We start from the raw sequence: 26,523 nt of genomic DNA, 5'->3' as shown, positions 1-26,523 counted from the left end.
TTATCACCCCCTATACTAAGTCTACCATTCCAAACCCGCTACTCCTCTTAGAACCTATTCCTGATTTATAAAGATAATCTAAAATATACGGTTTAGCCTGAATCTTTAACATACATATATTTGATAAGACTTCTATTCCATAATTTTTTACTTTTACTTCCTTGTTCTTCAATACTTGAAATTTTATTTCTTCAATATCTAATCTTCTTTCTTCTCCAAAATTATCTAGTAGCTGATATTTAAGATTTTTTAAAAAAACTTCTTCTCCTCTTTCTTCACTTAAAGAATAATACCAAGTTTTATTATTATCTCCATTATGTTCTCTAACAACTATTGGAGACATAGAAGAATAGACAGCATAATCATTAGTTATTACTTTTTCTTTATTTATATTTATCCTATTTACAGTTAGAGAATTACCTTTAATCTCATATTTTTTCCCCTTGTTGCTTAATAGAGCATTATAGAAGAAAATGCCGTCTTTCATATCAGCTGTTGAGAAATTTAAAATTATTTTTTTATCTGGAATAATTATTTCTTCTCTGGTGAATTTACAATTTGCCATGTATAAAGAAAATGTAAAGGTTTTTCTTTTATTTTCTTCATTTAAATATAATGAATCATAATACTTTTTATCATAGGACTCATAAATATGTTTAAAAAATGAAAGAATTATTCTATTCTTATCTTTCGGTATAGCTTCTTTATCTAGTAGCAGTTCTACATTAAATCTCATACTCTCCCCTCCTTTCTGAAATCATATCATATAATGCTGAAACCATTGGTAAGGTTTATATAAAAATTAAAACTTTTTTATTCGTATAAATTTCTAATTTTATTTACTTCCTCTAATATATCTTCTTTAAGCTTCACTGGTTCGATTACTTCCACTAAGCTTCCCATACTCATAACCCAAGATTTTATTTCTCTATAACCCTTAAGCTTTGCTTCAAAATATATGGTATTTTCATCTATATCTCTTATATTCTGATTTAAAGAATACTGTCTTTCTTTTACTATTTGACTCATTGGATAATGTATTTTAAGCTTTAAATCTATTGGTTCGTCATCATATATTCCAAAAGATTTATTAATTATTTCTTTTAAGTCATATTTTATATTAATTTTAAATTTATCTTTTAGTATTTCATATTTATTAATACGTGAAAACTTAAAAAATCTAATATCCTTCCTTAATTCACAGTAGCCATAAAGATAGATTGCTCCCTCGTAATCAAAGATTCCATAGGGATGAATAATTCTAGTTTTTATATTAGGTTGATTTTTATCGTGATTTATGGAGCTATAATTAATTTTTATTTTATTCTCTTCAATAATTGCCTTATTGATGTGAGTCCATATTTGTTTTTCTTTTTCTTTAATTTCAATAGGTTTCAATATGTCTTTGTTATAATAAGGGATTTCTTCAAAATGCTTTTTAGCATTAAGTATTTTACTAGATAAAATTTCAAATTCAATTGCATAATGATAATTCCCACTTTTTATTGCTTCATTTGCCATCTTTAGTGCTTCTACTTCTTCTTCTGTAATATTGATTCCTTTTAAATTTAAAGTATTTTCTAGATAATAGCCTCCGTTTCTGCCTAGCTTAGTACCTATATAAATATCAGCTTCATATAGATCTTTCTTATATTCATAAACCATTTTATTGCTTACTTCTAATATTTCTGCGATTTCCTTAACAGTCATTATTTTTCTTTCTTGAAGAAGCATATACATCTTTAATGCATTGGAAACTCTTCCCATACTACTCTCCCTTCTATAAAACTACAATATAAGTCAAATATTTTAAATTCTTATATTATCTATTCCACATTTTCAAGGAAAATCCTTCCTTATATAAATAGTCTTACAAAAAGCAAAATGGACAAATACAAATAAAAGTATTTGCCCATTTAAGATATTGATTATACTGCAGTAGTACCTCCATCGACACATATTGTCTGCCCTGTTGTATAGCTTGAAGCATCTGATGCTAAATAAACTACAATGCCGTCTAGCTCTCCCATTTTCCCATATCTTCTCATTGGTGTAGTTACTTTCATATAGCTTAAAAATTGCTCATCTTTTAAAGCATTGTCTGTCATCTCAGATTCAAAGAACCCTGGTCCAATTGCATTAACAGTAATTCCATACTTAGCCCATTCTGCTGCCAAAGCTCTAGTTAAATTAACTACTCCTGCTTTGGATGCATGATAAGGTGAAACTGACAATGCATTATTAGCTACGATTCCATACATGGATGCGATATTTATAATTCGGCCATATTTATTTTCAATCATATGTTTACCTACTTCTTTTGCTACTAAGAAAACAGAATTTAGATTTACATCAATTACATTTTTCCATTCTTCTAATGGAAGGCTTTCAGCTGGAGTGCCAGCACCTACTCCTGCATTGTTAACTAGAATATCAATTTTCCCAAATTCTTTTATTGCCTTTTCTATAGCAGCTACAACTTCATCTTCTTTTGTTACATCACATTTTATTGGGAGGCATCTCCTACCTAAGGTCTCAATCTCTTTACTTACTTTCTCTAGTTTCTCTAATCTCCTTGCTATGATTATTACGTCTGCACCATAATTTGCAAGAGCTTTTGCAAATTGTACTCCCAATCCACTAGATGCCCCTGTAATTAAAGCTACTTTACCACTTAAGTTAAATAGATTGTTCATTAATTCCTCTCCCTTCATTTTAAATATTTATTGTTTCAGTAAGCTTTTTATACCCATTATATTTTAGAATAAAAATCTATATTTCTATAAAAAAGCCTTCCACTTTTATAAAAAATGGAAGGTCTGATTTAAATTATTTTTTAAGAAACAACACTTTCAGAAATGCCTTCTATATAATCTTTAGACTTTTTAAAACATAATATTGCAATTATAAATGTGATTATCTCTGCAAATGGTACTGTATACCATACACCTTTTAGTCCAAAAAGTTTTGGAAGTATACTAAGACCTAATAATATAAATACCATACCTCTGGCTAATGAAATAGTAGTTGAGAACTTAGGATATTCTATAGATTGAAAGTAAACTGCCATGGTAATGTTTGCTCCCATAACTAAAAAGCTGAAAAAGTAAATCTGGATACCTTGCACAGTAATATTTAATAATTCTTTATTCCCTTCATTAAAGAGCGAAACCAAAAACTCAGGAAATAATCTTCCTATTATAAAGAACACAACCCCTAAAACAGCTACTGTTACAAGAGAATATTTTAAGGATTTATATACTCTATCCATTTTTTCAGCACCATAATTTATACTAATTACAGGCTGAACGGCCTCTGCAACTCCAACAAATATTGTAGAACATAATAAAGATATATTTGCAATTATACTGTAAGCAGATACACCAACTGCCCCAGTAATCTTCATCAATACATTATTAAAAGCAAAAATAACTATACCTACAGATAATTCCATTATAAAGCTTGGTAACCCATTCAAAATTATTCTTTTTAAAATTAAATTATCTACTTTCTTCTTTACTAGTTTTAAATCGGTATTTCCTTTTTTAAAATGTGGCATTAGAACTACTAAACTCACTACAGGAGATAATGCTGTAGCAAAAGCTGCCCCCCACATGCCCCAGTGAAATATAAAAATAAATAGCCAATCTAAAAATACATTTAATACTGCACCAGATAACATGGCTATCATACCTAGTCTTGGAGCATTATCATTTCGTATAAACATGTTAAGAGAATTAAATAACACAAAAAATAAACTGGCAGAAATAATTGTTTTTGAATAATCTTTAACCAATGTAATAGTTTCATTAGTTGCACCTAGAAAATAGCAGATTTTATCAATAAAAACTATTCCAAAGATAGTATAGACTAGACCTAAAATAAATGCTAAAACCATTCCATGAGTGAAGATATCATTAACTTTATCATATTTTTTCTCCCCTATAGATACGGACATTGCAGCAGCACCTCCTATCCCCGTTAAGAGCCCAGTAGCTGTTAGCAAGTTCATTATTGGTATAGAAATATTTAAAGCTGCCAATCCTTCACTTCCTACGCCCCTTCCTACAAACATAGTATCTGCTAAAACATAGAGAGATGTTCCCAACATACCAGCTATACTTGGTACTGCATACTTTAAAAATATGGTAGAAATATTATCTTCCAATAAATCTATTTTCTTTTTCATGTAACCATATCCTTTCTAAAATTTTTCATACTAGAAACAATTTTAAGGGTTATAGTTACTATAAGGTCAATAGATTTTTATCTTATATAACGGGTATCTGTATTTCGTTTATATATTCTTTTTCAAATGCAGTAAAAGTGGCATCTGTAATAGTTATTAATAGACTATCTCCTATGACTTTAAGACCTTCATTTTTTATAAATTGAAGTAATTTATCATAGTAAACTTCTCCTTTATCATAACTACCTTTATAAACTATAGTTGCATACTTACCCTTAGGTATAGTTTTTAAATTGCTATTTAAAATATCTTGATGAAATAATAATCCAATATACTTATATTGATTATAATTACCTTTAAGTAGATCTTCCATTCCAACAATACAAGTAATCATACTATTAAACGAAGATAATTGATCTCCAACTAAGGAATCTAATTCTTTTAAATTATATTCAAAATCTAACACACTTCCATTCTGTTCAAAAGGTAGATATATTATTTGCCGAAGAGAAGTAGTTTTTATTTCACATTTATCAAACACATTTTCTTTATTATACTTTTCTATTAGATCTATTTTAGACTTAATACTTCTTTTCCTTAATTTAAGTAATTCTATTTCTTTTTCAATATCATCTTCTTTTTCCCTTAGCATGGAAATCATATAATTCAAATTCCTGTTATCAAAGTATTCTTTTATGTTTTCTAAAGACATACCTAAACTTTTTAAGAAAAGTATAGAATCAAGATGAGCTGACTGCTCTATATCGTAATACCTATAGTTATTATCTTCTTCTATATAAGCTGGTTTCAAAAGTCCAATTTTATCATAATACCTTAAAGTCTGAGTAGATATATTATGAAGTTTTGCCATTTTGCCGATTAGTATTTTAGCTTTCATAATATCAATCCCCTTTTATTTTCTTTGATTATTATTTAATTATACAATAAAACCTTCCATCTCAAAATAGACGGAAGGTTTTATATCTATATTACATACATTAGATAATTTTCTTTCTTTTTAACTATTCTTGCAGGTATTCCTACAGCTGTAGTATATGCTGGTACATCTTCTAAAACCACTGCATTAGCTCCAATCTTCGCTCCTTTTCCAATTGTTATAGGTCCTAATATTTTAGCTCCTGCTCCTATAATTACATCGTCTTCTATAGTGGGATGCCGTTTAGCACTTGTTTCATTTCCAACACCACCTAAAGTAACTCCATGATATATAAGAACATTGTCTCCCACTTCAGCAGTTTCACCTATTACGACACCCATTCCATGATCAATAAAGAATTTTTTTCCTATTTTAGCACCAGGGTGAATTTCTATCCCAGTCTTTCTTCTACCTCTTTGAGAAATAATTCTAGATAAAGTATATCTCTTTTTGTTATATAACCAATGGGCTATTTTATGATATATTAAAATCTTCAAACTTGGATAGCAAAAAATAGTCTCAAATAAGTTCTTAGCTGCAGGATCCTTCTCTAATATATTTCTTCCTTCCTTTATTAAGAACTTAAACATAATATCACTCTCCAATAAATAAATCTGTAGACAAATATCTTTCTCCCGTATCTGGAAGAACTGTCACTACTCTTTTCCCTTTGCCTAATCTTTTAGCTATAATAATTGCGGCAGCTAAATTAGCTCCAGATGAGATTCCACAAAGTATTCCTTCATATTTTCCTAAATTTTTTGCCTGTAAATAAGCACTCTCTTCATCAATACTAATTATTTCATCAACTATAGTTTTATCAAGAATATCTGGGACAAAGTTAGCCCCTATTCCTTGTATTCCATGACTGCTAGGTTTTCCGCCAGATAGTACTGGAGACTTTGATGGTTGTACTGCAACTATCAATGTATCTGATTTTATTTCTTTTAATCTTCTACCTACTCCAGTAATAGTACCTCCAGTTCCAACTCCTGCTACAAAGCTATCTATTTCTCCATTAACATCTTCTAATATTTCTACTGCTGTAGTTTCATAGTGAGCCTTTACATTATTATTGTTACCAAATTGGTTTGGCATAAAGTATCCATTCTCCTTAGCAAGTTTTTCAGCTAATTCTACAGAACCTGCCATACCATACTTTCCTTCTGTTAACACAACTTTTGCTCCATAGGCCTCCATAAGCCTTCTTCTTTCTATACTCATAGTATCTGGCATTACTATTATCACTTTATATCCTTTTGCTGCTCCAATCATAGATAAAGCAATTCCTGTATTTCCACTAGTAGGCTCTATAATAGTTCCTCCCTCTTTAATTAATCCGTTTCTTTCAGCATCTTCAATCATATATAAACTAGCTCTATCTTTTATACTTCCTGCTGGATTAAAGGACTCAATCTTAACTAATATTTCTGCCATATCTCTTTCCTTAATATGATTTATTCTAATAATCGGTGTTTTGCCTATAGATTCATAAATGTTATTTAATATCATTATTTATTCCTCCCATTTTATAAAATAAAAAAACCCTTTACCTCATGTATATATAAATATACAGAGGCAAAAGGTTACTTTCGCGGTTCCACTCTGTTTAGGATAAAATCCTACCTTAAATCAAGTACTTCCATACTCTAGTTCTGTAACGGGAACTACCGTTTAAGTCTACTGAAATTTTCGACCAAAAGCTCATTGGTGCACTTCAAATATATATTGTATAGATTCCTCTCACCAATTAGAATCATCTCTGTGATACCTTATATAATCTACTTTACCAAATCATAGCTTTTCATAAATAGTATTATTTAACTGTTCTATAAATTTATTATATTCAAGTATAACATAACTGTTCATATAAATAAACAATTTTATTTATATATTTTTTGTAATATTTATATATATTTAAAAATTCATCTTCATATTTCCTTCACATTTCTTTTATACAATTAAATTTCCATAGATTTTATTATATTTTGGGTATCATATTCTAAGAGGTGATAATATGGAACATAAAAATATTTTAATAGTTGAAGATGAAAAAAATATTGTAGAAGTTATAGAAGCATATTTATCCAAAGAAGGATTTAATGTGTTTACTGCTGAAGATGGAAAAAAAGCTTTAGAGTTGTTCCACTCTAATAACATTCATTTAATAATATTAGATTTAATGATTCCTAAAATATCTGGGGAAGAAGTTTGTACTAATATAAGAAGTACGTCCGATGTTCCTATTATTATGCTTACAGCTAAAGCTGATGAAGACCATAGAGTCCAAGGCTTGTCTATTGGTGCTGATGATTATGTAATAAAGCCTTTTAGTCCTAGAGAGCTAACGAGTAGAGTAAAAGCTCTGCTTAGGAGAAGTTATAGAGATTACGGTCCTTTAGCAGAAAACTTAGTATTTAATGATGGAGATTTAGAAATTGAAGTAGAAAAAATGATTGTAAGAAAACAAAATAAAAGTGTTAATCTAACTGTTAATGAATTTAAAATATTATTAGCCCTTGTTTCTAATCCTGGTGTGGTTCTTTCAAGGGAGCAACTTATAGAAAATTCTTTTGGTCATCAATATGAGGGCTTTGATAGAACAATAGATACTTATATAAAAAACATTAGACAAAAAATTGAAGATAATCCTAAAAAACCAAAATATGTTTTAACAGTTTATGGGGCTGGATATAAGTTTGGAATCATATAATTATATATTAGATATATTAACAAAAAAGTTAGGAGAAATTTTTTAATCTCTCCTAACTTTTTTACTTAATTGGCAGCAATCAAGTTTTTCTTGTCCAAAAGATTCATTATTAGCTTTAGTAATTTTATCTAGCATCTTTTTTATCCACTTAAACAAAGTTACTCCACCTGCCCTTGGATTATCTATTCCATCTACTACCTCTCATCATACCATTTCCATGACATCCCCCTGACATAAATCCATTTTCACTATGAAACTTTTCCATATAAGTAAAATGTTCTTCCCACTTTTTAGATTGCTCTTCTGTTATTAATCCATCTTCTAAAGCTTGTTTTACTTGATCTTTTCTCCAGCCCATTTTTTCTTTAAACCAGCTTTCTCTATTATCTATTACTCCATCTGAACTTTGAGGCAATACTGTTGATGATGGCTTATCCGTATCAGCATAAACAAACATTGATCCAATTCCTAAACTTAACACTAAAGCTCCAATTCCTAATAATTTCTTCATATATATCTCTCCTTTCATTTTCTAAATTCATTATATCTTTAAAATATGAAGGAAATATGAAGATAAAAATAAAATAGTCTATTAATTATTCAGTGTCCATTCATATACACACTTTTTCTTTTCTCCTCTCAAATAGATCTCATTATCTGGAGGTAAATCTAATATTTCTATAAATTTAGCTCCAATTTTTTCACAAGTTTTTCTAGATGGGATATTCTCAGGATTACAAGTTATTATTACTTTATACATTTGATATCCTAAAGCCACTTCCTTTATAATTCTACATGCTTTTGCTGCAAAATTATTTCCTCTATACTTCTCATCTATTTCATATCCAATATGACCTACATACTTGGTATTATCGTTATGCCCAATTCTCATGTCTATAATTCCTATCTTCTCTTTTGAATCATGCAAACAAATTTTATATATATACGCTTGAACATAACCCTTTGCCGCATCCGCTCCTAGCTTCTTTTCAAGTATTAAGTCTATTTCTCCATCTGTTAAGTAATCAAAATCATTAAATTTATGCATAGTATCCCCCTTTAACATCTTAATTTATATTCTTATTAAAGTGTCTATATGTAATTACATATCTCTGAAATCTTTGCTATTTCTATATCTGGAATAGTTCTAGTTTTGTTTTCAATATTATTTTTATTAAACCATACAGTATTTATTCCTAGTTCTAAGGCAGGTTTTATGTCGGCTTCAATATTATCTCCTACCATAATTGATTCTCGTGGACAAACATTGGCTTTTCCTAGTGCTACTTTAAATATCTCTTTATTAGGCTTAAGTATTCTTAAATAATAGCTAAAAGTATAGTAATCTATTAAATTATCTATCTTAGCTATTTTAAAACAGTCTTTAATCACCTCTTCATAATAGCAAGTATTTGAAATAACTCCTATTTTATATCCTTTTAACTTTATACATCTTAAAATCTCCACAATATCATTTTCAAAATATAATTGTTTTTTATACTCTGTATAGAACAAGTTAATTGCTTTTATACACTCACTATGACTCAATTTAACATTATATTTATGAAGAAATCCATTTAAGTAATCATCTATTGGAAACTCTATTAATAGCTTTTTTCTTAGAGGCATGATTTCCATCCATTTATCATAAAAATCACTTTTTATTTCGTTTAAAGTTATCTCTTCATTAAACTCTTTAAGATAATCTGCTAATAATCTTAATCCAATATCATCTTTTTCTTCATCTGATTTTCCATAATGAAAATGTAATAATGTATTTCCCATATCAAAAAATATAACTTTAATATCTTTAAACATATATTCCTCCCTTTTCTTAAAGAATTCTCCTCTCTTCAATTAGCACTTACTTTTTGGAACTATTAAATAAGCATATTAATAATATATTAATAGTTATACTTAGACTTTAAAATAGTACAAAGGAGTGTTATTGATGTTAGAATCTCTATTATTAGTATCTGCATTATCTTTAGATGCATTTGTCGCCAGTATTGCTTATGGAACAAATAAAATAAAAATACCTTTTATGTCGGTAACTATAATTAATATTATCTGTTCTTCTTTTCTTGCTATATCTCTTTTTTTTGGTTCTATAGTAAAGAAGATTATACCAGAAAATGTAACTATAATAATCAGTTTTTTAATTCTAATGTTATTAGGAGTTTACTATTTATTTGAAAGTATTGTGAAAACTTACTTAGATAAAAAATCTAATTCAGATAAAAAAATCAAATTTAAATTATTCAATTTACAATTTATAATAGATATATATGTTGATGAAACTAAAGCTGATATTGACCATTCAAAAAAACTAAGTTCTAAAGAGGCTTTATACCTTGCTGTTGCCCTTTCTTTAGATTCATTAGCTGTAGGTTTTGGAAGTAGTTTAGGTAAAATAAATTACACTCAAGTATTATTATTATCTTTAATTACGGATATGGTTGCTGTATTGGCAGGATTGTTTGTTGGTGAAAAATTTGTTGAGAAATCAAAAGTTAACATATCTTGGCTATCTGGAATAATCTTAATGACTTTAGCTATTCTGAGAATAGTTTAGAAATAAATAAATTAACTTCTAAAAGTATCAAGTAAAAATTGATACTTTTATTCTTTCTGTTTGATTTAGATTTTGCCTCCCATTATAATGTATTTATAATAAATTTTAGTCTGATGTTATATATTAATTCCATAGGTATCATTAAAATCCTTTAATTTATAGAAACTTTCTTTAGGCTTTAGTATAAAAACAATATTTTAATTATAATGGTATAATAAGAAATATTGAAGAATAAACTAAAAATTATTTTTTCATAATTCCTTCATTATAATTAGTTATAATTTTTATATAGTTATTTAATATTCGGAGGTTACCCCCATGAAATTATCTAAAAAACTTACAATGAGTTTTATATTTTCCATAATTCTTTCAATCTTTATCATTAGCTTAATTTCTAATTCTATGATTAATAGAAAATTTGAAAGTTTTTTGGTCAAGGAACGGGAAAATAGATTTGAACAAATAAGAAAAGATATAAATGATTTATATTTAAAAAATAGCTATACCCTATCTCAAAGAGATATTGCTAACTATGCTTCTTTAGAAGGAGTCTATATTGAGATTAAAGATAGTAATAATCAGACTCAATGTCATTCAAGCAAAGGCCAGAATATGGGTATGCATAGAAAAATGATGAATAATGGGCATATGAGAATGATGCAAAATATTTCTGCTGGAAATTATCTTGAAAGATCTTTTCCTTTATTAGATGGTAAAAACATTGTTGGAACTCTTATAATAGGATATATTGATAATTCTTATCTAACAGAAAGTGCTTTAATTTTTAAGAATACTTTAACTAAGTCTTTTATGGTTTCTGGCATAATAACTATAATACTTGGCTTTGGAATAAGTATTTTGCTATCCAAAGGTCTAACTAATCCTCTTGTAAACATTAGAAATACAGCAATCGAAATGAGAAAAGGGAATTTAGAATACCGTTCTAAAGTTAATACCAGCACTACGGAAATATTAGAATTATCAGATTCCATAAATTTTTTAGGAGAAACTCTTGCAAGTCAGGCAAATATAAGAAAAAGATATGCTACAGATATTGCTCATGAGCTCCGAACCCCATTAACTACACTAAAAAGCCATCTAGAAGCTATTATAGATGGAGTATGGGAACCTTCTGAAAAGCATTTTAGCATATTAATGGAGGAAGTAGAAAGACTATCCGATTTAGTTGAAGATCTTAAAAATTCCTTTAATGCAGAAGAAGTAAAAATAAACACTAAAAAAACACAGTTTAATATATCTGCTGAATTGGAAAAAATAATAATAGCTTTTATACCATTATATAATGAGAAAAACTTTTCCATTGACTATTCATTAGAAGAGAATATAGAAATTTTTATGGATAAAGATAAATTTAGACAAATAATATATAACTTATTGTCCAATTCTATAAAATATCTTAAAGAAAATGGTATAGTTTTTATATCATTAAAAAAACATGAAGAAAAAGTAGTTATAAAAATAAAAGACAATGGTATAGGAATAAAAAAAGAGGACTTACCATTTATCTTTGAAAGATTCTATAGGAGTGATATTTCTAGAAATAAAGAAACTGGCGGTACAGGTTTGGGTTTATCAATAGTGAAATCTCTAGTTGAAGCTCATAATGGTATAGTCGAAGTCCAAAGTGAATATAACAAAGGAACAGAATTCACTATTGTATTGCCTATAGAGTATTAATTTTTAATTGGCTCTTTATCCTTTAAAGTTTTTCTTCTAAAGAAGTAAACAATCAAGGCTATTAAAGGAATTATAAACATAGCAATAACAGATAAAATTAATGTAATATTTTCTATAGGTTGTTTTACACCTAATACGGTTCTCCTATTAATTAAAAATAATGAAATTATATATGTTATAGTAGATATTAAAATAATAAATGTATTCGGCTTATTCTTATTCAACACTTGACTAATGGATAAACTAGCAAAAAATAAATAGCCAGTAATTTTACCAACATTAGATATTATCCATACCATAATATATATAGATTCTATTCTCTGAATAATTCTATATATATCTATTAATCTAGTAAAGGTGAAAAATGGAAAATTAGCATGTTTTGCTTGCTCAATTCCTAAAGATGTTTGACTAACAACTACTGCCAGTATAACAATAGATAGAGAATAAAAAAGAGATTTAAAAAAGATTTTATTTATTTCCTTTTTGTTTTCTAGATTAGGAATAATCATAGATAATATCAGCACATCTGTAAACTTAAAAGCAATATCTATGGCTCCAATGTTAATTTGCCTAAATGTGGAATCCTTATATATAGGCAGCAGTACTTTAAAATCTAATTTATTAAATCCTAATATTACTAAACCAATAATTACACTTATGATTATAGGAACAAAGAATTCTGCTCCTCTTCCAAGAACTTCAACACCTTTAGAGGCAACATACATGCAAGTTAATATCATAAATAATGTAATTATCCAATAAGGTGTTTCAGCTAACATTGTAATTCTCACTATTTCAGAAAGAATACTTACAAAATAAACAGCACCTAAAATAAAGAAAATTGTATAAAAGAGTCCTATAATTTTTCCCACTACTTTTCCAAATAACTTTTCCATATATTGAATTAAGGTGAGATTACTAAATCTGTTTCCTAGAAATAGTAAAGGGCTGCAAACTAAAGTACTGTATAAATATGAAACTATTAGTACTATCCATGAATCTTGGTTCCCTGGTGGTACATTAATCGCAGGTAAATAAGAAAAAGCAATAGCTATTCTAAATGCAATAATTAAAAATATAACTTGTCTTGATGAAACTTTCTCTATCTTCACTTTTATCTCCCCTTTATTCTGTTACTAGGTGTATTAACTAATCCTATTCTAATTATCTTTGTTTCTACATCAATTGTATAATCCATTTCAGAGAATATATTATTCCAGTTATCAGAAATTTTTCTCCACTCTTCAGGATATTTTCGATGAAATAACGCTCCTATGCTAAATGTATCTTGTTTAAATTCTTTTTGAGCCTTTTTTAAAACTAATTCTATTTGTTTTTTTATTTCTTCAGAGCAAGCCTTTTCAACTACTTTTATAACTTCCCTATTAGATATTTCTATATCTCCAGTTTCTTCTGCTAATCCACCTTTAATATCAACTTTCATTTTAAAATGTACTTTCCCATCAACTATTTCTATATTATTTTTAGTCTTGCTACTTAAAATTTCTACCGATGTGACTCCATGTTCCTTAGCTTTAGTACTACTTACATCGCCTTCAATAGGTGGGATTGTAGTAGATAAACGATCAATATATCCATTAGGAGTATCAAATGTAATTATTCCTCTCTTCAATTCATCTACAATAATATTAAACCCTATCATTTCTTTTCCTGTATAATACCCTATTAATTTTTCTTTATTAAAAACTGCTCCTCCTTCTACATTTAAAAAATAATCTACATTACTAGGAGTACTTGAAACTTTATTAATTTCAGCTCTTTTTTCGCTTTTAACAACGCCTAAAACTGGCTGATTACTTTTATCATAGTAGTATTTAAAAAATTCAGTCATAGTAAGACTTCTAGTTTTTCCATTATGCTCATAATTTTCTACTAGCTCTAATAAATAGCCACCTGGAATATTATTTACTCCTCCATTTACTCCCATTACCTCATAAGCTTTAGAGTCTTTTGCAACTAAAAAATAGGAGGTTTCTCTATGCTCATTATTTCTCTGTAAAAAGTCTAGGAAATCCACGATACCTCTTTTAGCAAATTCTTCTCCTATAATAAAAACTTTGTTATGAGATAAAAAGATTCTCCTATCTAACTTTAAAGTTATGTTTCTTATAGCATCAGAAATGCTATCCCCTGTGCCTTGAACATATCTAACTCTGCTTTGCATTGGTACATTCATATCTCTTTCAGCAGATGTTGGATTTATAATTTCAGCAGTAAGAAGAATTTCGTCATCTTCAGTATCGATTCCAATCATTATAACAATTCCTAAAGTATTTAATTCTCTAGAATTCCAACATGATGTTAAAAATATTGACATCAATATAATTAAGATTATTAATAATACTTTTTTACTATTAATACTCACTTCTTTTCATTCCTCTTCTTTCTAGCATTTCCTTTAGCCAATGATTTTGGTCTATAGATCAATTGTTTTAATGGGAATCTAATTAATACATCTTTCATTCCTTGTTTTTCATAGGGAGCTATAGGATAAAAATAGGATACTCCAAAAGACTTTAATGACATAATCTGAATCATAAATACTACAAAGCCACAGGTTATACCATATAGTCCCATAAATCCGCCTAATATAATTATCAATATCCTATATATAATAATAGCTTCTGTAAGGGAGGGTATTGCAAATTCAGCTATTCCTGTTACAGCAGTAATTATAACCATTGGAGCACTAACAATCCCTGCTTCTACTGCTGCTTGACCTAAAACTAATGCACCTACTATACTTACTGCTGAGCCTACAGCTCGAGGTAGTCTTATTCCAGACTCTTTTATTAGTTCTAACATTAAAGTCATTAGCAATGCTTCTAAAACTGCTGGTAACGGTACTCCTTCTCTAGCTCCAGCCATGGATATTAATAGAAGTGTTGGTATCATTTCTTGATGATAGGTCTGTAATGCTACGTATAATCCAGGTAATACTATACTCATAAACAATGAAAATATCCTAATACTTCTTAAAAAAGTGGCATAAACAGGTCTAAGATAATAATCTTCTGCCGTCTGTGTATCTTCAATAAATAGTTTAGGTACAGTCAAAACATGAGGAGTTCCATCACAAAGAATTCCTATTCTTCCTTCTAGAATTTTTCCTGCTATAACATCTGGCTTCTGGCTATTCCCTATGGTACTGATAATGGATTTAGGCTCGTCTTCTATAAATTGTTCTATATATCCAGTTTCTAATATAGCATCTGTATCAATCTTATCTATCCTACTTCTTAATTCCTCTAATACTTCCTCGTTCACTATTCCCATAATATAAACTAAAGATATTCTAGTATTAGTTTCAACTCCTAAAGTATAATCTTCAAAAACTAATTTGCTATTCCTAATTCTACGTCTTATTAAAACTTTATTTGTTGCTATATCTTCTATAAATCCTTCCTTTGGTCCTCTTACTACAGCCTCTGAATTAGGCTCTTCCAAAGTTCGCTTTTCCCAATGACTTAGATCAATACTATATGCAATATTAGACTCGTCAATAAATAATATTACACTACCATTTACTAGCGGTTTTACAATATCCTCAATAAAATAGATTTCGTTAACACTTGAAATATAAACTGTATTTTTAATATATTCTACCGAACTAAAGTTTTCCATCATCGGCTTTATTAAATCTCTATCTAAACTAGATTTATCTACTAATCCATCTAAATAAGCAATGAGTATCCTGCTACATGAATTAGTTTCAAATTCATATAATACTAAATCACTAGTGCTATTGAAAACTTTTATAGTCTGCGCTCTATTTTCATCTATGTTTCTTGAAATCATTATTATCACCTTTACAAGCTTTTTAAAAATTATAACCAATTTTATTAATAATATAATCAATTTCTATATATCTATGAACCAAATTGCCTAAAATTAAATATACTGTATTATACTGTTTAGAAAGGAGGATATTATGAATAGCTATAATCGTCCCCAAGGAACCATGCCTTATGTTATCAAGGCAGGAGACACTCTATATAAACTGGCTATGGAGTTTAATACAACTGTAGATAAAATTATTCAATATAACCCTTATATGAATCCAGACTATTTAATTGTAGGTGAAAAAATGTATATTCCTACTGAATCAGTTCATACCCCCTGTCCTGGCGGTAATTATCACATTATAAAATCTGGAGACACCTTATACAAATTGGCTCAACAATACAATGTATCGATAGAATCAATAATTGAAGCAAACTCAGGTATTAATCCTAATATGCTAATAATCGGCAAAGTAATATGTATTCCTATTGGACCTAAGGAAGAATGCCCACCAGGTAGTACTCCTTATACAATTCAAAAGGGTGATACACTCTATCAAATTTCAAAGAAACATAGGATTCCTTTAAATGATCTTTTAAAAGCCAACCCTACAGTAGATCCTTATAATCTACAAGTAGGTCAAAAAATATGTATCCCTAATTACTGGGCTACTTTCCAAAGTGAATTGTTTAAAGTAGAATTTCTATATCCATCAGATTGGAGTATGGTAAGAGAAAATTATTATGAAGGCCCTAGTGGTTATTTTTCCGTTTCAGCAATAGACAGTGATTCTTCTCTAATTGATGTTTGTAAAGAAGAAGCTTATCAACCTATTCTACAATATGGAAGTAAGCCTAATATAAGTAGTATCAAAGTAGATGGTCAAGAGGGTTATATTACAATACCATCAGAAGATCAAAGAATAGAAATGGATAACCAAGCAGGTTTAATCATTAAATATCCAAAGCCAATTAAGATTAATGATACAGAGTTTAACTACTTAATTATATGGGTAGAGAAACAATATGCAACAATAGTTCAACAAAGTTTAAAGTTTATACAATAACAAGTAATAACAAAGGCTTCTATTTAAATATCTAAAATTAGAGAAGCCTTTGTTGAAATTCTTTAATATCAAGTCTGCACTAGGGAAATTTTTATTTCCCTATGAACTATAAAAAAGCATGATTTCTCATGCTTTTTTATTCTTCTTCTAACAAAATTGGAATAAGCATTGCGTGACTTCCTTCAATTTGACTCATCCTAAAAAAACTATCTTTAAAATATTTGTTGTATGCCATTAAGTATTCTTCTCCATATTTTCTAAAATCTTTAGTTTCTGGCAGGGATCTTATCTTTAACCCTTTTTCATAGTCTTTTATCATAACAGGATTTAAAGGTTTTGGAATATAACTCACTCCAGTAATACACATATACATCTCTTGAAGTCTCTCTGCATGGTCAGCTTCATCTATACTAAATTGACTAATTATATCTCTTGCCCAAGGAGTTGGAGCTAGTTTTGCTAACTCTTTATAATAATTACTATCATTTAACTCATCATTTATATATTCTTCTAGCCTTGGTATCAAGCTCATATAATAACTTTGATCATAATAATTGCTACAGTCATAATCCATAAAAACACCTCCAACCTTTTCTACTATTTATAATATTCAAGTAGAAGCTGGAGGTGCGTTTTCTATAACTTTATTAAAGAATCCTTACATCTACACTTGTTCTGATCTAATTCTTTCATAAATACTTTTATAAATATCTGTGTTATTTCTTTCTTATTCTTCTCTACAGAACCTGTGATATCATGAATAGTAAATTTCGAAGTTTCTATACCAGTACACCAATTAGTTACTATCCCTATTGCAGAATAGCACATACCTAGCTCTTTAGCTAGAATAACTTCTGGCACATTAGTCATTCCTACAACATCTCCACCTATCTTTCTATACATCTTTATTTCACTAGATGTCTCAAACCTAGGCCCTTCTGTACAAACATATACTCCATCACCTTTAATAAATATGCTGTCTTTAGATTCTTCTATGAATAAATTATTTAAATTCCTGCAATAAGGCTCTGTCATATCTACATGTATAACTCCTTCTTCTCCACCTTCATAAAAAGTAACAGGTCTATTCTTTGTAAAATCTATGAAGTCTTTTATTATTACTACATCTCCAGGAACAAAATTTTCATTCATGGATCCTACCGCAACAGTTGAATAAATATATTTAACTCCTATATCTTTTAAAGCCATCATATTAGCTCTATAGTTTATTAAATGCGGCGGTACCGAATGTTCTCTTCCATGTCGAGGTAAAAATGCTATTTTTTCTCCCTGAATACTAATTATATCTACTTCTACTTCTCCATATTTAGTAGCTATCTTACTGGTATAGCTGTCCTCCCCTATATCATACATTCCTGTTCCACCAATTATAGCCTTTTGCATATTTATCCCCCTTTATAAATAAGATATCAATCATACTTTTTTATTTTAACTTTAATATATTCTCTTTAAAAGGTGGCCTAATAATGCCTTTTTCTGTAATAATGGCTGTAATATTTTCCTCAGGAGTTACATCAAAAGCAGGATTATATACTTGAACTCCTTCAGGCATTACTCTTATGCCTTCTATATATGTAATTTCTTCTGAATTTCTTTCTTCTATTACAATATCTTTTCCAGTTTCAATATTAAAATCAATGGTAGAAGTAGGAGCTACTATATAAAAAGGCACATTATAAGTTTTTGCAACGACTGAAAGCATAAAAGTCCCAATCTTATTAGCTGTATCTCCATTAGTGGCTATCCTATCAGCACCTACTAATATTAGGTCTATCTTTTTATCTCTTATTAAAGTTGCTGCTGCACTATCTGAGATAACCTTTGAAGGTATGCCCTCTTGCAACAATTCCCAACTAGTTAATTTACCGCCTTGAAGTCTTGGTCTTGTTTCATCAGCATATACAAATATATTTTTATTTGAATAATGTGCTTCTCTAATAACTCCTAAAGCGGTACCATAATCAACAGTAGCTAAAGCTCCTGCATTACAATGTGTAAGAATAATAGCCTCTTCTGGTACTAAGGTATTTCCATACCTTGCCATTTTTCTATTTATATCAATATCCTCTTCCTTGATTCTGTCGCCTTCTTCTTTTAGCAAAACATATATTTCTTCTGTAGATTTTTCCTTATTTTTTTCTATAAGTTCTTTCATCTTAGTAATACCCCACATTAGATTAACAGCCGTAGGTCTAGATTTATTTAGTATATTTAAAACTACTTCCATTTTATCTAAAAAAGTTTCTTTATCTAAATGTTTAAATTCCTTAGCCCCTAATACTACACCATAGACTCCACTAACCCCTATAGCTGGTGCTCCTCTTACCACCATATCTTTTATAGCAAAATCTACATCTTTATAAGTTTCACATAAGAATATTTCTACTTTCTCGGGTAGTTTCCTTTGGTCTATTAAATATAACTTTTCATCTATAAACTCTAAAGTTTTAATCTTCACCAAACTTCCCCCTATCTATTTATTAAATTTTTAGCCACCTTTCCTACATTATATTTTATCTTTTCTACATCTAGAGTTTTAATTTCTCTATTCTCCATTATTATTTTACCATCTACTATAACCGTATCTACATCAGAGCCTTGTACAGAATATGCCAAGGAAGAAATAATGTTGTGATGCGGATATAAATGAGGCTTATCTATGTCGATTAATATTAAATCTGCTTTTTTACCTACTTCAATAGATCCTATTTCTTCACTCCAAAGTAAAGCTTTAGCACCATTTATGGTAGCCATTTCTACTGCTGTTTTTGCAGGAATAGATACTGCATCCATATTTACTGCTTTATTTACTATGGCTGCTAAATTTATTTCTTCAAACATATTCAAATTGTTATTACTAGAAGATCCATCAGTTCCTAATGCTACATTAACTCCCTTTTTAATCATCTTATCTACAGGTGCAAACCCACTAGCAAGTTTTAAATTACTTCCAGGGTTATTAACAACACTTACATTGTTTTCCTTCAATATCTCAATATCATTATCATCTACATGTACACAGTGAGCTGCAATAGTGGGAATTTCAAATACACCTAAATCATATACATGTTTAATCGGAGATTTTCCATGTTGTTTGAAGCTATCTTCAACTTCCCTTTTAGTTTCAGACAGATGAATGTGGATTCCAGTATTTAGCTCTTTAGCTAAAGCACAGCTTTTCATTATAAAATCGGGACTACATGTATATGGTGCATGAGGTGCAACCATTACTTTAATCCTTCCATTTCCTTTTCCATTCCAATTTCTATAAAGTTCCCTAGTTTCATTTAATTTAATAATACTTTTTCCTTCTTCTTCAATTAACCCTCTTGTTAAAACTCCCCTAATTCCAGCTTCCTCTAATCCCTTTCCTACTTGATCCATAAAAAAATACATATCACAAAATGCTGTAGTTCCAGATTGGATCATTTCTACCATACTAAGTAATGATCCCCAATATACGTCTTCTTCCGTTAGTTTAGCTTCTATAGGCCATATTTTTTGTGTTAACCATTCATGAAGGGGTAAATCATCAGCAAAATTTCTAAGTAAAGACATACCTATATGAGTATGGGAATTTATTAAACCAGGCATCGCTACCATGCCTTTGCCGTCTATTATTCTATCTACCTTTAAATCTCCTCTTAAATACCCTATATGTTCTATTTTATTATTTAAGATATATATATTAGTGTTTTCTAAAATATCATTCTTTTTATCCATTGGAACTAAAGTTACATTTTTTATTAGTAAATTCATAATATTCCTCCTATAAAATATTCTATTATTAGTATATCATAATAACCTTATTTTTTAGTATAGAAAAAGGCGATATAAATCGCCTAATCAAAGTTTATCGTAGTATATCTTACTATTCCATAAATTAAAGATGGTATTAATATTAGCTGAATAACAATTCCAGGAAAGCCAGTTAGGATTCCTCCCTTTACAAACATTATAGGATTCATTTCTATCCCTAAAAAAGAAACCAAAATAAAAACAACTATTCCAGCAACAACTCTTCCTACTATCATAGAAATTATTAGTGATAATAATGAAGGTAAGTGAAATTTTCTATACATTAATGAAGCTATTAATCCATAAAATGCTAATTCAAAAGTCATAATAATTGCCATTGGAAATAAAGGCGGCATTCCTGTTAAAAAACTATTTAATAAAGGTGTTATAAGTCCTAAAAGTAAAGCTAAATATGGCGGTAGCAAAAATCCTCCTATTAGTACTGGAATATGCATTGGTAAAAATATGGTTCCTGCTATTCCTAAGGTATGAAATATCATAGGAATTAGTATTCCCATAGCTAAAAGTACTCCTGCAATAACTAGTTTTTTTGTATTATTTCTTTCTACCATTAATTTTCCCCCTTTAATATCTTACTTAATAGATTTAAAAAAATCTGCAAGCCTTTCTAAAAACAAATTAGGATCATCTAGATTAATAGCCATCTTTTCAATAGGACAAAGATCTGTTTTATCCTTATTTTTTATATAAGAACAAGTTTTGTCACTTATAAAAGGAATTTTACTTTCCTCTAAAACCTTTATTCCCCCCTCAGATATAAGTTTACCATAGACATTTACTATTCCAATATATTTACATAAAAGAGCAGCTCCCTTTCCTACTACCTTATCGGCAATAGATGCTCCTTTACCCTTGTCCTTCATTTCCACAGCCATTATGTACATTGGCTTTATTCCCTTATCCTTACTCTTATATATTACTTCTCCTTCTCTAACTACAACTAAAGCCAAATCTTCCTTCTCTAGTATTTCTCTCGCTATACAAATATCCTCCAATATATCAACTCCTATTATAAATTAAGGCTTAATGTATCCATAACCTTCTTGTTGTTTCTCAATTATTTCTTTCACTCCTGCTTCTATTATTTCTACTATAGGCAGTATTTCGTCTTTTGATATTCCAATATTTTTTAATGAATTATTGCATACTACAAACCTTACTCCCCTATTATATTGTTTCTCTATAATATAGTCTAGTTTGAAATCTTTTTTAAGACCTAAGACCCCTTTTGAATTGGCGACAACTTCTATTATGGCTTGATCGTCAGTAGACTCTAACAAATTTTTTACATTAGCTAGCAATAAATCCCACTTTTCTATTTCATCTATGTGAAATAAAGCTTTTAATCCTCCCATATAATCACCTCTAGTAACCTATACCCTTATTTTAAAATCGATAACTGGATATTAATTCCAGACAATAACATTGTCTATTTTAAATTAATCTAGATACTTGCAAATTTTATTCTGTAATTCTTTTTAATTTTTATAATTACTAGCACCATAAGCTTGGCAACAAAGACAGAAATCCTTGTTGCCACTCCTTTAAAAATATAAATCATATTGTATTAAATATACTGGGCTAAAAAATCTATTTCTTACTGCCTCGTTTGCATTAACTGTTAATTCTAGCCATAGATATAATATACTTACACTACTACACAGGATTATAATAAAAACTTCATAGCTCTAACTACTTCCATATAATCATTATGAGTAAACTTAACTACTTTTGAATCTATTAATTCTGCTCCTGGATAGTTTGACTTTCTAAGAGCATTAGCATGTTCATTATACTTTATCTCTAATTCAAAGATTTCCGGTAATTCAAGTTTACATTCTGATAGTTTTTTACTTAAACTTTCTTCTACTCCATTTTTTATCAACTCTAAAGATAATTGCGGGTGAATACTTATTGTTGAATTTCCTATACCTTCTTTTACGGGGATAGTTACTATGTTTTCGTTTATGTTCTTAACTTCATTACATAGTCCCAAATCTCCACACAGAAATACTACTGGAACTCCTAAATACGCTGCAATATATGAATGAATTAAAAATTCACTTGCATATCTTCCATTTAATTTTATGTAATCTAAAGTGGTATTCATAGTGTGAGACAGTGGATTAGTATTGGTTCCTGCTGCTGAATGGTATCCAACATATAATAAAGCATCAAAAGAAGAATCTAATTCTTGAACCATAGAATATAAGCCACCACTCCATCCTCTAACTAATTTAGTATTTTTGGGAAGCAAGTTATGGTCAATATTTCGACCACTATCATGAGCATCTTTTATCCAGATTTCATTAACCCCTGCATTAATCGCACCTTCACAAGCAGCCTTAACTTCTAGAGTCATTTGATGAGCAAAATCTCTATAATCGCTTTCATTCTTCTCAGTTTCATCCCAATGAGTTACACCAGTAACACCTTCTATGTCAGCACTTATAAATATTTTCATTTAAATACCTCCCTTTTTTTATCTATATCTATTACTATACCACTATAAATATAAATACGAAATAAAAAATCCTCTTATAAAGTTTTATAAGAGGATTTTTTGTTATGATATTTCAACTGTATTTTCCTTATCTAGTTTAGATACGGTAAGACCTATAAAACTTAATAGTATAACAACTATAGGAGTGAGATAATTAAAAAATGCCCACTTTCCATATTGTAAAGCTGATACGCCTAAAATACCTTTCATAAAGGCACCACAAGTATTCCACGGTATCAACGCTGATGTTAAAGTCCCTGAAGACTCCAAAGCATTTGATAAGGTTCTTGGATGAAGTCCTTGTTCCTTATAGGCAGAAGCATACATTCTGCCTGGAACTACTATAGAAATATATTGCTCTGGCATAGTCATATTACTAAATATACAGGTTAATATAGTTGTTGTAATAAGACCTGTCGCACTTTTAACTTTCTTTAATATAGTATTCACTATTACTTCTAATTGACCTGTTTTTTCCATAATGCCTCCAAACATCATAGCAATTATAGTTAGAGATATGGAAGGCATCATTCTAGTTAGTCCACCTGCTGTTAGAAGTTCATCTATCATTTCTAATCCTGTCTGACTTATAAAACCATTATAACTTGCTTCTAACAAATGACCCAAAGTAGCTCCTTGAAAAATCATAGCCTCAATAGCACCTAATAGAATACCAATAGCTATTCCAGGTATTGCTGGAACTTTAAAAGCTATAGAAATAATAACGGCTAAAGGTGGTATCAGTAATAATGGAGAAACTCTAAAAGATGAAGCTATTCCATCTCTTATTGCTTCAATAGAAGATAAATCGGCAGCCACCCCTTTAAATCTAAAACCAATAAATAAGAATAGGACTAATGTAATTCCGTAAGTTATTATTGTATTTGGAAGCATGAATTTTATATGAGTAAAAACATCTGTTCCAGCAACTGCTGGTGCTAAATTTGTTGTATCAGATAAAGGCGATAACTTATCACCAAAATAAGCTCCTGATATTATGGCTCCAGCAGCTATAGGTGCTGGAACTCCTAGACCTTTGGCAATTCCCATAAGAGCTATACCAATAGTTCCTGCTGTACCCCAACTAGTACCTGTGGCTAAAGATGTAATTGAGCAAATTATAACTGTAGCTACTAAAAATATACTAGGCCGTAATATGCCCAAACCATAATAAATCATACTTGGTACAACACCAGCTAAAATCCATGTACCAATTAGCACACCTATAATCGCAAGAATAATGATTGCTTGTAAAGCTTGATAAATGCCATCAAACATGGATTTTTGGATTTCATCCCAACTATAGCCAATTTTCATAGCAATAACTGCCGCAAACATCGTTCCTACTAACATTGGAATGTGTGGATCTGCACCATAAATAGAAATACTAGCTGCCATTATGGCAATTAAAAATCCAAAAGATAAAAGTGCCTCATACAGATAGGGCTGTCGTTTCTCTTCTTTAAAGTTCATATAACTCCCTCCTTAGATTATGTGTGAAAACCTTTTCACCAAATGCATTAAAATAGGATATTAACTTATCCCTACTAAAAGTAATCTTAAAATATTTTTTATGAGATTACTTTTATATCATTTTTTGAATTTTATATATATTTTATATTTTACTAATAATTTTGATTATTTGCAAATGATAATATTTTACAACTTTTTTGTCATATTCATTATATTCATTGATATATTGCTAAAAATAGATTAATATATCTATATATTAATTTAGAAAATCTAATTAATTCAAAGGAGGAATTGGATTTTATATGGATCATAACAATGAATTATTAACAGGCAATTTTAAAAAAAATTTACTTAAAATGTCTATACCGACTATGTTGGGATTTGTTTTGCAAGCTGTTTATGATATGGTAGACATGATCTGGGTCGGTAGAATATCTTCTTCAGCAGTAGCTGGTGTTACAATATTTTCTACAGTTTTCTGGCTAGTTAATATTCTTAACGATGTTATTGGCACAAGTTCTATTTCTTTGATAACCCAGAGCTATGGAAAAAACGATGTAGATAGATCAAGGAAAATTGTTGAGCAAACTCTAGCCTTTAAAGGATTGGTTGCCGTTATTACTGCTATTATCTTTTCTGTTTTATTAAAACCTTTGTTAAATTTCTTTACTGATGATCCTGAAGTTTTAAAGGCAGCTTTAGACTACGGATACATTAGAATGTTTTTTCTACCTATTATGTTTTCATCATATTCAGTAAACACCGCACTGAGATGTTTAGGTGATGCTAAAACTCCTATGAAAATTATGATAATTTCTTCTGTTGCTAATATAATACTAGATCCAATATTCATGTTTGATAAAATACCTGGTACTAATATCCCAGGATTAAATATGGGCGTATTTGGTGCTGCTTTAGCTACTGTAATCTCTATAGTTATATCTTTTATACTAGGATTTTATGTGCTATTAAAAGGAAATGAAAAATTGAAAATAACTATAAAAGGATTGTTCCAACTTGATTGGGAGATAGATAAAAAACTGCTAACAATTGGACTGCCCACAGGGATAGAAATGTTGATGAGAAACTTATCGAGTGTAGTTACATTAAAATTTATTTCCTTATATGGAACCAATGTAGTAGCAGCTATGGGTATTGGTGGAAGAATATTCAACTTTGCCTTTATGCCTTTAATGGGTATAAACATGGGAGCTAGTACTATCGTTGGTCAAGCTTTAGGTGCCAATGATATAGATAGAGCCAAAGAAACAGCCAGATTTTCTTCTCTTATTAATGTAATAATGATGGGCGTACTCACACTCTTTGCTATAATTTTTCCTGAACAAATTATGAAAATTTTCATAAATGATCCAGATGTTATTTTAATAGGCAACACTATGGTTAGGGTATTGACTCCGGCTCTAATTCTAGCTGGAATTTCAATGGGATTGGGTACAGTTTTTACTGGTTCAGGTCATAATATCCCCTTTCTTATAGCTAGTATATTATCTCGCTGGGCAATCCAAGTACCTATTCTCTACTTTTCAACTAGAGTATTTCATTTACCTATAATCATCATTTGGTTTAGCTATGTAGCTGCCGAAGTTGTAGAATTTTTAATTGTATCTATAGAATATAAAAGAGGAGTATGGGAAACTAAAAGAGTTTAGTATTGTATTAAATTAATATACTGTTATAATGAATTTGTGACAATGAAAGCAA

At 29.3% G+C, this 26,523-nt stretch carries 28 protein-coding genes and 1 other annotated feature; of the genes, 5 read left to right on the top strand and 23 right to left on the bottom strand.

Going from position 1 to position 26,523, the window contains the following annotated elements; all coding sequences use genetic code 11:
* Positions 1-10: 10 nt before the first annotated feature.
* The 7 genes from cas6 to cysK form a co-directional block, all read right to left on the bottom strand.
* On the bottom strand, positions 11-736 hold the full coding sequence (cas6, locus tag KQI42_RS13375; RefSeq protein WP_216520616.1) for a CRISPR-associated endoribonuclease Cas6: 726 nt from the start codon (positions 734-736) through the stop codon (positions 11-13).
* Positions 737-813: 77 nt separating this feature from the next.
* The gene (locus tag KQI42_RS13370) at positions 814-1,767 is read right to left on the bottom strand and encodes a helix-turn-helix transcriptional regulator (RefSeq protein WP_216520614.1); all 954 of its coding nucleotides are present in this window, start codon (positions 1,765-1,767) and stop codon (positions 814-816) included.
* A 161-nt stretch (positions 1,768-1,928) separates the two neighbouring features.
* Positions 1,929-2,696: an SDR family NAD(P)-dependent oxidoreductase gene (locus KQI42_RS13365; protein WP_216520612.1), complete on the bottom strand. Its 768-nt coding sequence runs from the start codon at positions 2,694-2,696 to the stop codon at positions 1,929-1,931.
* 140 nt (positions 2,697-2,836) lie between these two features.
* Positions 2,837-4,189: an MATE family efflux transporter gene (locus tag KQI42_RS13360; RefSeq protein ID WP_216520610.1), complete on the bottom strand. Its 1,353-nt coding sequence runs from the start codon at positions 4,187-4,189 to the stop codon at positions 2,837-2,839.
* An 82-nt stretch (positions 4,190-4,271) separates the two neighbouring features.
* Positions 4,272-5,087 carry a MerR family transcriptional regulator gene (locus tag KQI42_RS13355; RefSeq protein ID WP_216520608.1) on the bottom strand — a complete coding sequence of 272 codons (816 nt, stop codon included), beginning with the start codon at positions 5,085-5,087 and terminating at the stop codon, positions 4,272-4,274.
* A gap of 86 nt (positions 5,088-5,173) precedes the next feature.
* Positions 5,174-5,716, bottom strand: coding sequence for a serine O-acetyltransferase EpsC (epsC, locus tag KQI42_RS13350; protein ID WP_216520606.1), 543 nt, complete (start codon positions 5,714-5,716; stop codon positions 5,174-5,176).
* 4 nt (positions 5,717-5,720) lie between these two features.
* Positions 5,721-6,638 carry a cysteine synthase A gene (gene cysK, locus KQI42_RS13345; RefSeq protein ID WP_216520604.1) on the bottom strand — a complete coding sequence of 306 codons (918 nt, stop codon included), beginning with the start codon at positions 6,636-6,638 and terminating at the stop codon, positions 5,721-5,723.
* Between the two features lie 59 nt (positions 6,639-6,697).
* Positions 6,698-6,933 (bottom strand) — a binding site (T-box leader).
* A gap of 210 nt (positions 6,934-7,143) precedes the next feature.
* On the opposite strand from cysK, the gene KQI42_RS13340 reads away from it, so the two are divergent.
* The gene (locus tag KQI42_RS13340) at positions 7,144-7,839 is read left to right on the top strand and encodes a response regulator transcription factor (RefSeq protein WP_216520602.1); all 696 of its coding nucleotides are present in this window, start codon (positions 7,144-7,146) and stop codon (positions 7,837-7,839) included.
* A gap of 42 nt (positions 7,840-7,881) precedes the next feature.
* On the opposite strand, the gene KQI42_RS21390 is transcribed toward KQI42_RS13340, so the two are convergent.
* The 4 genes from KQI42_RS21390 to KQI42_RS13325 form a co-directional block, all read right to left on the bottom strand.
* Positions 7,882-7,995, bottom strand: coding sequence for an LDCC motif putative metal-binding protein (locus tag KQI42_RS21390; protein ID WP_281420455.1), 114 nt, complete (start codon positions 7,993-7,995; stop codon positions 7,882-7,884).
* Positions 7,996-8,017: 22 nt separating this feature from the next.
* Positions 8,018-8,350: a hypothetical protein gene (locus KQI42_RS13335; RefSeq protein WP_216520600.1), complete on the bottom strand. Its 333-nt coding sequence runs from the start codon at positions 8,348-8,350 to the stop codon at positions 8,018-8,020.
* 81 nt (positions 8,351-8,431) lie between these two features.
* Positions 8,432-8,887, bottom strand: coding sequence for a GNAT family N-acetyltransferase (locus KQI42_RS13330; RefSeq protein ID WP_216520598.1), 456 nt, complete (start codon positions 8,885-8,887; stop codon positions 8,432-8,434).
* Positions 8,888-8,931: 44 nt separating this feature from the next.
* Positions 8,932-9,657, bottom strand: a complete 726-nt coding sequence (locus KQI42_RS13325) for an HAD family hydrolase (protein ID WP_216520596.1) — start codon at positions 9,655-9,657, stop codon at positions 8,932-8,934.
* 133 nt (positions 9,658-9,790) lie between these two features.
* Between KQI42_RS13325 and ytaF the strand changes: the two genes are divergently transcribed.
* Both ytaF and KQI42_RS13315 read left to right on the top strand, forming a co-directional pair.
* On the top strand, positions 9,791-10,414 hold the full coding sequence (gene ytaF, locus KQI42_RS13320) for a sporulation membrane protein YtaF (RefSeq protein ID WP_216520591.1): 624 nt from the start codon (positions 9,791-9,793) through the stop codon (positions 10,412-10,414).
* Between the two features lie 318 nt (positions 10,415-10,732).
* Positions 10,733-12,112 (top strand): sensor histidine kinase, encoded by a 1,380-nt coding sequence (locus KQI42_RS13315; protein WP_216520586.1) that lies wholly within the window; start codon positions 10,733-10,735, stop codon positions 12,110-12,112.
* On the opposite strand, the gene KQI42_RS13310 is transcribed toward KQI42_RS13315, so the two are convergent.
* From KQI42_RS13310 to KQI42_RS13300, 3 genes are read right to left on the bottom strand one after another with little or no spacing between them, the layout of a single operon-like run.
* Entirely contained in the window at positions 12,109-13,227 is a 1,119-nt protein-coding gene (locus tag KQI42_RS13310) for a GerAB/ArcD/ProY family transporter (RefSeq protein WP_216520584.1), read from the bottom strand. The genes KQI42_RS13315 and KQI42_RS13310 overlap by 4 nt on opposite strands.
* A 2-nt stretch (positions 13,228-13,229) precedes the next feature.
* On the bottom strand, positions 13,230-14,501 hold the full coding sequence (locus tag KQI42_RS13305; RefSeq protein WP_216520582.1) for a Ger(x)C family spore germination protein: 1,272 nt from the start codon (positions 14,499-14,501) through the stop codon (positions 13,230-13,232).
* A complete protein-coding gene (locus KQI42_RS13300) occupies positions 14,498-15,934 on the bottom strand; it encodes a spore germination protein (protein WP_216520580.1) in 1,437 nt (478 codons plus the stop codon). Before KQI42_RS13300 ends, KQI42_RS13305 begins: the two co-directional genes overlap by 4 nt.
* Positions 15,935-16,067: 133 nt before the next feature.
* Between KQI42_RS13300 and KQI42_RS13295 the strand changes: the two genes are divergently transcribed.
* The gene (locus tag KQI42_RS13295; RefSeq protein ID WP_216520578.1) at positions 16,068-16,985 is read left to right on the top strand and encodes a LysM peptidoglycan-binding domain-containing protein; all 918 of its coding nucleotides are present in this window, start codon (positions 16,068-16,070) and stop codon (positions 16,983-16,985) included.
* Between the two features lie 136 nt (positions 16,986-17,121).
* On the opposite strand, the gene KQI42_RS13290 is transcribed toward KQI42_RS13295, so the two are convergent.
* The 9 genes from KQI42_RS13290 to nhaC all read right to left on the bottom strand — a co-directional run bounded on the left by KQI42_RS13290 (position 17,122) and on the right by nhaC (position 24,801).
* The gene (locus tag KQI42_RS13290; protein WP_216520576.1) at positions 17,122-17,559 is read right to left on the bottom strand and encodes a ferritin family protein; all 438 of its coding nucleotides are present in this window, start codon (positions 17,557-17,559) and stop codon (positions 17,122-17,124) included.
* Between the two features lie 62 nt (positions 17,560-17,621).
* The gene (locus KQI42_RS13285) at positions 17,622-18,389 is read right to left on the bottom strand and encodes an S-methyl-5'-thioinosine phosphorylase (protein ID WP_216520574.1); all 768 of its coding nucleotides are present in this window, start codon (positions 18,387-18,389) and stop codon (positions 17,622-17,624) included.
* Between the two features lie 40 nt (positions 18,390-18,429).
* Entirely contained in the window at positions 18,430-19,464 is a 1,035-nt protein-coding gene (gene mtnA, locus KQI42_RS13280) for an S-methyl-5-thioribose-1-phosphate isomerase (RefSeq protein WP_343231692.1), read from the bottom strand.
* A gap of 11 nt (positions 19,465-19,475) precedes the next feature.
* Positions 19,476-20,765 carry an amidohydrolase gene (locus KQI42_RS13275; protein WP_216520568.1) on the bottom strand — a complete coding sequence of 430 codons (1,290 nt, stop codon included), beginning with the start codon at positions 20,763-20,765 and terminating at the stop codon, positions 19,476-19,478.
* An 83-nt stretch (positions 20,766-20,848) separates the two neighbouring features.
* Positions 20,849-21,376, bottom strand: coding sequence for an ECF transporter S component (locus tag KQI42_RS13270; protein WP_216520567.1), 528 nt, complete (start codon positions 21,374-21,376; stop codon positions 20,849-20,851).
* Positions 21,377-21,397: 21 nt separating this feature from the next.
* On the bottom strand, positions 21,398-21,820 hold the full coding sequence (locus KQI42_RS13265) for a DUF1893 domain-containing protein (RefSeq protein ID WP_216520565.1): 423 nt from the start codon (positions 21,818-21,820) through the stop codon (positions 21,398-21,400).
* 21 nt (positions 21,821-21,841) lie between these two features.
* Positions 21,842-22,180 carry a DsrE family protein gene (locus KQI42_RS13260; protein ID WP_216520563.1) on the bottom strand — a complete coding sequence of 113 codons (339 nt, stop codon included), beginning with the start codon at positions 22,178-22,180 and terminating at the stop codon, positions 21,842-21,844.
* A 311-nt stretch (positions 22,181-22,491) separates the two neighbouring features.
* The gene (locus KQI42_RS13255) at positions 22,492-23,289 is read right to left on the bottom strand and encodes a M55 family metallopeptidase (protein ID WP_216520562.1); all 798 of its coding nucleotides are present in this window, start codon (positions 23,287-23,289) and stop codon (positions 22,492-22,494) included.
* Between the two features lie 102 nt (positions 23,290-23,391).
* Positions 23,392-24,801, bottom strand: a complete 1,410-nt coding sequence (gene nhaC / locus KQI42_RS13250) for a Na+/H+ antiporter NhaC (protein ID WP_216520559.1) — start codon at positions 24,799-24,801, stop codon at positions 23,392-23,394.
* A gap of 302 nt (positions 24,802-25,103) precedes the next feature.
* On the opposite strand from nhaC, the gene KQI42_RS13245 reads away from it, so the two are divergent.
* Positions 25,104-26,471: an MATE family efflux transporter gene (locus KQI42_RS13245; protein WP_216520556.1), complete on the top strand. Its 1,368-nt coding sequence runs from the start codon at positions 25,104-25,106 to the stop codon at positions 26,469-26,471.
* The last annotated feature ends 52 nt before the right edge of the window (positions 26,472-26,523 follow it).

The organism is Tissierella simiarum (assembly GCF_018917865.1).
Classification (GTDB): domain Bacteria; phylum Bacillota; class Clostridia; order Tissierellales; family Tissierellaceae; genus Tissierella_C; species Tissierella_C simiarum.
This window is presented reverse-complemented; position numbering and strand designations above follow the sequence as displayed.